General features: G+C 75.3%; 5 protein-coding genes. 4 read left to right on the top strand and 1 reads right to left on the bottom strand.

The features are described from left to right. The 3 genes from F9B16_RS48255 to F9B16_RS48245 all read left to right on the top strand — a co-directional run. Positions 1-874: MFS transporter (locus F9B16_RS48255; RefSeq protein ID WP_151546987.1), on the top strand; the 874-nt coding region annotated here is incomplete at its 5' end. A 72-nt stretch (positions 875-946) separates the two neighbouring features. Continuing rightward, on the top strand, positions 947-1,819 hold the full coding sequence (locus F9B16_RS48250; RefSeq protein WP_151546986.1) for a LysR family transcriptional regulator: 873 nt from the start codon (positions 947-949) through the stop codon (positions 1,817-1,819). Between the two features lie 92 nt (positions 1,820-1,911). Then, the gene (locus F9B16_RS48245) at positions 1,912-3,504 is read left to right on the top strand and encodes a Na+/H+ antiporter (protein ID WP_225992627.1); all 1,593 of its coding nucleotides are present in this window, start codon (positions 1,912-1,914) and stop codon (positions 3,502-3,504) included. Positions 3,505-3,601: 97 nt separating this feature from the next. On the opposite strand, the gene F9B16_RS48240 is transcribed toward F9B16_RS48245, so the two are convergent. After that, on the bottom strand, positions 3,602-4,513 hold the full coding sequence (locus F9B16_RS48240) for an Lrp/AsnC family transcriptional regulator (protein ID WP_151546985.1): 912 nt from the start codon (positions 4,511-4,513) through the stop codon (positions 3,602-3,604). Between the two features lie 708 nt (positions 4,514-5,221). On the opposite strand from F9B16_RS48240, the gene F9B16_RS48235 reads away from it, so the two are divergent. Further along, complete coding sequence (locus F9B16_RS48235; protein WP_225992626.1) at positions 5,222-6,658, top strand: GuaB1 family IMP dehydrogenase-related protein; 1,437 nt, start codon at positions 5,222-5,224, stop codon at positions 6,656-6,658. Positions 6,659-6,848 lie beyond the last annotated feature (190 nt).

Raw genomic sequence — 6,848 nt, 5'->3', positions numbered from 1 at the left:
GGCCGTGGCCGGCGTCGCGGCGGCGGCCGGGTTCGTCCTGCTGGAGCGGGCGCGCGGGCGGGGCCGGCGGCTGTTCGGCGGGCGCGGCGGGCGCGAGGTGCCGCAGCCGATGCTGCCGCTGGACGTGTTCGCCTCCCGGCAGTTCTCCGCCGTCAACGTCGTCACGTTCATCATGTACGGCGCGATGGGCGTGCTGTTCTTCCTGTTCGTGCTGAACCTCCAGGTCGTCGACGGGTTCTCGCCGATCGCGGCCGGCACCGCGCTGCTGCCCGTCACGGCGCTGATGCTGCTGCTGTCGGCGCGGGCGGGCGCGTTCGCGCAGAAGGTCGGCCCGCGGCTGCCGATGACGGTCGGGCTGATGGTCGCCGCCGTGGGCATGCTCCTCGTCAGCCGGATCGGCAAGGACTCCTCCTACGTCCGGGACGTGCTGCCCGCCGTGGTGGTGTTCGGGCTCGGGCTGGCCGCGGTCGTCGCGCCGCTGACCGCCACGGTGCTGGCGACGGCGGACGTGCGGCACGCGGGCGTGGCCAGCGGCGTCAACAACGCGGTCGCGCGGGCCGCCGGGCTGCTCGCGGTCGCGGCGATCCCGCCGCTGGCCGGGCTGACCGGCGACGCCTACAACGACCCCGCCCTCTTCTCGCACGGCTTCCGCGTCGCCATGACGGCCTGCGCGGCGCTGCTGGCCGCGGGCGCCGTCCTGACCTTCTTCACCGTGTCCCGCGACGCGCTGCGCGCGCCGACCGGCGAGCCGGTGGAGCCGGAGTGCCGGCGGCACTGCTCCGTCGGCGCCCCGCAGCTGCAGCCCGAACCGGAGACCGTCCCCGCCGGTCCCCCCGCGCCGGGCGGCCCGAAGGCGGCCCCGCCGCGGTCGTGACCGCACGGCCGGTCTCGGTCCGATTCCGGCTATGTCCAGGACCGGAGCGGTTCGTTGTCATACGGTCGTGGCATGAATCTGCGGCAGCTGCGCTATGTCGTGGCGACCGCCGACCACGGCACGATGACGTCGGCGGCCCAGGCTCTCTATGTCGCGCAGCCCGCGCTGTCGCGCGCCGTCCGCGAGCTGGAGCGCGAGCTCGGCGTGGAGCTGTTCGCCCGCTCCGGCCGCGGCGTGGTCCTCACCCCCGTCGGCGAGCGGGTGGTCCGGGAGGCGCGGGCGGCGCTGGACGCCGTGGACGCGATCGAGGGGATGTCGGCGGCCCGCTCCGACGGGCGCGGCGCGGAGCTGCGCGTCGCCACCACCCCGTCGCTGGAGCCGGAGCTGACCGGGCGGCTGCTCCCCCGGTTCGCCCGCGAGCAGCCGGCGGTGCGGGTCCGGGTGGTGCGCAGCGCGGGCCGCGAGGAGGTCGCCGCGCTGCTGCGCGCCGGGCGCGCCGACCTCGCGCTCACCGACCTGCCCGTCCCCGGCGACCTGACCGCGCACCCGTTCGAGCAGCGCGAGATGGTGCTGGTCTCGCCGCCCGCGCTGCAGGTCCGCGAGCCGGTGCCGCCCGCGGCGCTGGACGGCATGCGGCTGGTGCTCCCGGCCCGGGGCGGCGCCCGCCGCGCGGAGGTCGACGCCGTGCTGCGGCGGGCCGGCGCGAGGCCGGTGCCGGTCGCGGAGTCCGACGAGCGGGGCGCCTGGCTGGGCTGGGTGCGCGCCGGGCTCGGCTCGCTGCTGTGGTACCGCAACCAGCTGGAGGACACCGACGGCCTGGCCGTCCGGTCGTTCATGCCGCCGATCACCCGGCTGGTCGGGCTGGTGCACGCGCACCGGCGGCTCCCGCCGTCCGCCCGCGACTTCCTGGCGTTCGCGAAGGACGACGGGCGCGAGCCCCGCTGAGCGTCCCGCTGGCGGCGGTCCCCCGCTGAGCGTCGCTCCGGCGGCGGTCCGCCGGGTTCGGGGGCGCCGGCCGGCCGTGCCATGATCTGCGCGTGGAGACGACGCACGCACTCTGGCTGCTGGCCGTGCCGGTCGGCGCGCTGATGGTGGCCGCGGCCGCGCGCCGCGCCGGGACCCCCGCCCCGCTGGTCCTGGTGATCGCGGGACTGCTGTTCTCGTTCGTTCCGGGCGTGCCGGAGTTCGAGCTGAACCCGGAGTTCGTCCTCTACGTCTTCCTGCCGCCGCTGCTGTTCTCCGCCGCATGGCAGAGCTCGTACGCCGGGCTGCGGGAGAACGCCTGGTCGATCGGGCTGCTGTCGGTCGGGCTGGTGCTGTTCAGCACGTTCGCGGTCGGGTACGCGGCGCATCTGCTCGTCCCGGGCCTGCCGCTGGCCGCCGCGTTCGTGCTCGGCGCGATCGTCGCGCCGCCGGACGCGGTCGCGGCGGTCAGCGTGGCGCAGCGGCTCGGGCTGCCGCGCCGCATGGTGACGGTGCTGGTCGGGGAGAGCCTGTTCAACGACGCGACGGCGCTGACCGCGTTCCGGGTCGCGGTGATCGCGGCGACGGGCGCCGGGTTCACGCTGGCGGACGGGGTGTGGCGGTTCCTGTTCGCGGCGGCGGCGGGCGCGGCGGTCGGGCTGCTGCTCGGGCCGCCGCTGCACTGGCTGCGGACCCGCATGAACGACCCGCTGGTGGAGAACGGGGTGGCGGTGCTCGCGCCGTTCGCCGCGTACCTGATCGCCGAGAGCGTGCACGCCTCCGGCGTGATCGCGGTGGTGGTCAGCGGGATCTACCTCGGCCACCGGTTCACCGAGTCGGCGCCGGTCACCCGGCTGATCGGGCACTCGTTCTGGAAGGTCGTCGTCTTCGTCCTGGAGTCGGTGGTGTTCCTGCTGATCGGGCTGCAGCTGCCGCCGGTGGTGAACGGGCTGTCCGGGCACGGCTGGCCGGAGCTGACCTGGTGGGCCATGGCGATCTTCGGGGTGACGGTCGCGGCCCGGTTCGTCTGGGTGTTCCCCGCGTCCCGGCTGCCGCGGCTGCTGTCGCGCCGGCAGCGCGCCCGCGAGAACGTCGGGTGGCGCGGCGCGACCGTCGTGTCGTGGGCGGGCATGCGCGGGGTGGTGTCGCTCGCGGCGGCGTTCGCGATCCCGTTCGAGGCGTCCGGCGCCCCGTTCCCCGGCCGCGACCTGATCATCTTCTTCACGTTCACGACCGTGCTCGGGACGCTGCTGGTGCAGGGGCTGACGTTCCCGGCGCTGATCCGGGTGCTCGGCGTCGGCAGCGAGCGGGAGCGCTACACCGACCGGGTCGCGGAGGCGGGCGCGCAGCACGCGGCGGCGAACGCGGCGCTGGAGCGGCTGGAGGAGCTGAACGCCGCCGAGGAGCTGGACGAGGCGGTCGTGCAGCGGCTGCGGCAGCTGGCCGAGCACCGGCAGCTGCGGGCGTGGGAGCGGCTCGGCGGCGGGACGGGCCCGGAAGGCGAGGAGGTGCCGACGGCCACCTACCGGCGGCTGCGGCGGGAGATGCTGTCGGCGGAGCGCCAGGTGTTCGTGCGGATGCGCGACGAGCGCCGGATCGACGACGAGGTGCTGAACCGGGTCCTGCACGAGCTGGCCCTGGCGGAGGGCGCGCGCCGCCGCGACTGAAGCGGCCCGCCGGGCGGCACGGCCCGCGGGGGGCGTGGCCGGCGGGTGCGGCGGTGCCGCCGGGGCGCCGGAGGACGGCGCCCGCGGCGGCTCTCCTTCACGCCCCGTTCAGGGGCCGCTCGGGGAGTTCGACGGCGTAGGACTCCTTCACCACGTCCAGGTGGTGCCAGGACTCCCGTACCGTCACGCCCGGCACGCAGCGGATCGCGTCCAGGACGGCGACCAGCTCCGCGCGGGAGGCGGCCTCGGCCTGGCCGACGATGTCGTAGCGGCCGAACCCGGTCGCCAGGTAGCGGACGCCGTCCTGCGCGGCGACCGCCTCGGCGACCTTGCGGAGCCCGCCGGTCACCACGAGCCCGAACCCGCCGAGCTCGGCGGCGCCGAGGGCGAGCGGGTCGGCGAGCCCGGTGACCTGGATGACCCCGGTGCGCATCAGCCGCACGACGCGGGCCCGGGTGGCGGCCTGCGACAGCCCGATGATGTGGGCGAGCCGGGTGTAGGGGGCGCGCCCGTCGCGCTGCAGCTCCTGGAGCAGCCGCCAGTCGATGTCGTCGAGGGTGACCTCGCCGAGCTCCCGCACCACCGCGTGGGTGTCGCGGACGGTGGAGACCGAGCGGAAGACCTCCGCCGAGCGCACGCCGGGGACGGACCGCAGCTGGTCCACCTCGGCCGCGAGCGCGGCGTCGTCGCGGGTGCGGACCTGCGCGACCAGGTCGTGCGGGCCCGCGGTCAGCGCGGCGAAGCTGACCGCCGGGCGGCCGGCGACGGCGTCCGCGACCTCCCGGGCCGAGCCCTCGACGGTGACCGAGACGTGCCCGATCGCCTCCGCGCCGACGACGGCGGCGTGCACGATGCCGACGACGCGCACGACGCCGGTCTCGAGAAGGTTCTGCACCCGTGCCCGCACGGCCGTGCGGGAAAGCCCGACGCGGTCGGCGAGCGCCTGGAACGTCGCCCTGCCATCCCGCTGGAGCTCGCGGACGAGCACGGCGTCGACCGCATCCAGCACGGCTGTCCTCCTCGACATGTGATGAATCGTTCTGCTGGCAACTGCAAGATCATTCCATTTCAGGACGGTATGACGTCAAATATTGATCTTGCTCGTGTTCGCCCCGCCCGATGACCGTGGAAGCGTCGGCGCCGGGTCGCGGGCGGCGCCGTTTCCGACGCCGCGCCGACCGGTCCGGGAGCGCAACGCGGCCGGGGCCGGCCCGCGCGCGGGCCCGTCCGGGAAAGGGGCGGCGGGCGCGCGGGGTGGCGATGGTCACTCCCGGGGGGACGGTGCGGGCGCGGCGGCCCGCGGCGCGGACGGGTGCGGCAGACCGGGCTCGAGTGCGTGACCTGCATTGCGCCTTCTCCCGGTGTTCTGATGTGCGCGCCCCTACGGCGGGTCGGCCGTCCGCGTGACGCACATGTAAGAAAAGTGCATCGGTGGCGCAGTTACGTCAAGAGGTAACTTTACAGAGAGCCAAGCCTCACGTTGCACGCTTTTCAGCCTCGTCCGCGAAGACACTTCCGTTGCGCCTGGAAGGGCGCGGACACAGCGCGGGAGATCACCCGGACGATCCCCGGGGACACACGACCATCACCCCCGGTCACGGGCCTGCGGCGGCCGGGGGCGGCCCCGGGCGAGCGCTTGGCCGGAGCACCCGCGGGTATGGATCACAATGTACGGTGGCCCAGCCACTCTGATCCGCGATTGGTGTGTAGTACAGCCGTGCACCTGCTGAACGGTGAGCGTTCCGCTCACGATCTCACCTACAACGACGTCTTCATGGTCCCGCGCCGCTCCGCGGTCGGGTCCCGCCTGGAGGTGGACCTCTCCACGGTCGACGGCAGCGGGACCACCGTGCCGCTGGTCGTGGCGAACATGACGGCGGTGTCCGGCCGCCGGATGGCCGAGACCGTCGCCCGGCGCGGCGGCGTCGCGGTGATCCCGCAGGACATCCCGGTCGAGGTCGTCTCGGAGGTCATCGGCTGGGTGAAGGGCCGCGACCTGGTGGTGGACACCGCCATCCGGCTGGACCCGGGCAGCACCGCGGGCGAGGCGCTGGCGCTGCTGCCCAAGCGCGCGCACGGCGCCGTGATCGTGGTCGAGGACGACCGGCCGGTCGGCGTGGTGACCGAGGCCGACTGCCAGAGCGTCGACCGGTTCGCCCAGCTGCGCGACATCATGTCGCGGGACCTGGTGACGCTGCCGCACGGCGTCGACCCGCGCGAGGCGTTCAACCGGCTGCACGAGCGCGGGCACCGGCTCGCGCCCGTGGTGGACGCCGGCGGCCGCCTCACCGGCGTCCTCACCCGGACCGGCGCGCTGCGCGCCACCCTCTACAAGCCCGCCGTGGACGCGGCGGGCCAGCTGCGCGTCGCCGCGGCGGTCGGCGTGAACGGCGACGTGGCGGGCAAGGCGAAGGCGCTGCTGGAGGCGGGCGCCGACCTGCTCGTGGTGGACACCGCGCACGGCCACCAGGAGAAGATGATCAGCGCGCTGGCGGCGGTGCGGGGCCTGGACCCGTCGGTGCCGGTGGTGGCGGGCAACGTGGTGACCGCCGAGGGCACCCGCGACCTGATCGAGGCGGGCGCCGACATCGTCAAGGTCGGCGTCGGCCCGGGCGCGATGTGCACCACCCGGATGATGACCGGGGTCGGGCGGCCGCAGTTCTCCGCCGTGCTGGAGTGCGCCGCCGAGGCCCGCCGGCTCGGCCGGCACGTGTGGGCGGACGGCGGCGTCCGGCACCCGCGCGACGTGGCGCTCGCGCTCGCGGCGGGGGCGGCGAACGTGATGGTGGGCTCCTGGTTCGCCGGCACCTTCGAGTCGCCGGGCGACCTGCAGCACGCCGCCGACGGCCGGATGTACAAGGAGAGCTTCGGCATGGCGTCGGCGCGGGCCGTCCGGCTGCGCACCGCCGAGGACTCGCCGTTCGACCGGGCCCGCAAGGCGCTGTTCGAGGAGGGCATCTCCACCTCGCGGATGTTCCTGGACCCGCAGCGCCCCGGCGTCGAGGACCTGATCGACTCGATCGTGGCGGGGCTGCGCAGCTCCTGCACCTACGCGGGCGCGCGCACGCTCGAGGAGTTCCACGAGCGGGCCACGGTCGGGATCCAGAGCTCCTCCGGCTACGCCGAGGGGATGCCGCTGTCCACCAGCTGGTGACCCGCCGCTGACCGGCACGCGGCGCCGGATTTACGCGACACGGCCCCGGATCGGCCTCCCGATCACCCCGGTGACCTGCACGCTCTTGGTGCGGGGCGGGGATGCGGCGTCCGCCGCCCCGAAGGGGGCGACAGCATGGTCGAGGGGTTTGCGGCCGGCGCGGGCGGCGCGTCCGGCGGGCGGGCCGGGA

The sequence above is a fragment of the Actinomadura montaniterrae genome (assembly GCF_008923365.1).
GTDB classification, from domain to species: Bacteria; Actinomycetota; Actinomycetes; order Streptosporangiales; family Streptosporangiaceae; genus Spirillospora; species Spirillospora montaniterrae.
This window is presented reverse-complemented; position numbering and strand designations above follow the sequence as displayed.

Excerpts from the sequence above, each read along its gene's own strand:
- F9B16_RS48250 (WP_151546986.1), top strand. The coding sequence starts at position 947 with ATGAATCTGCGGCAGCTGCGCTATGTCGTGGCGACCGCCGACCACGGC.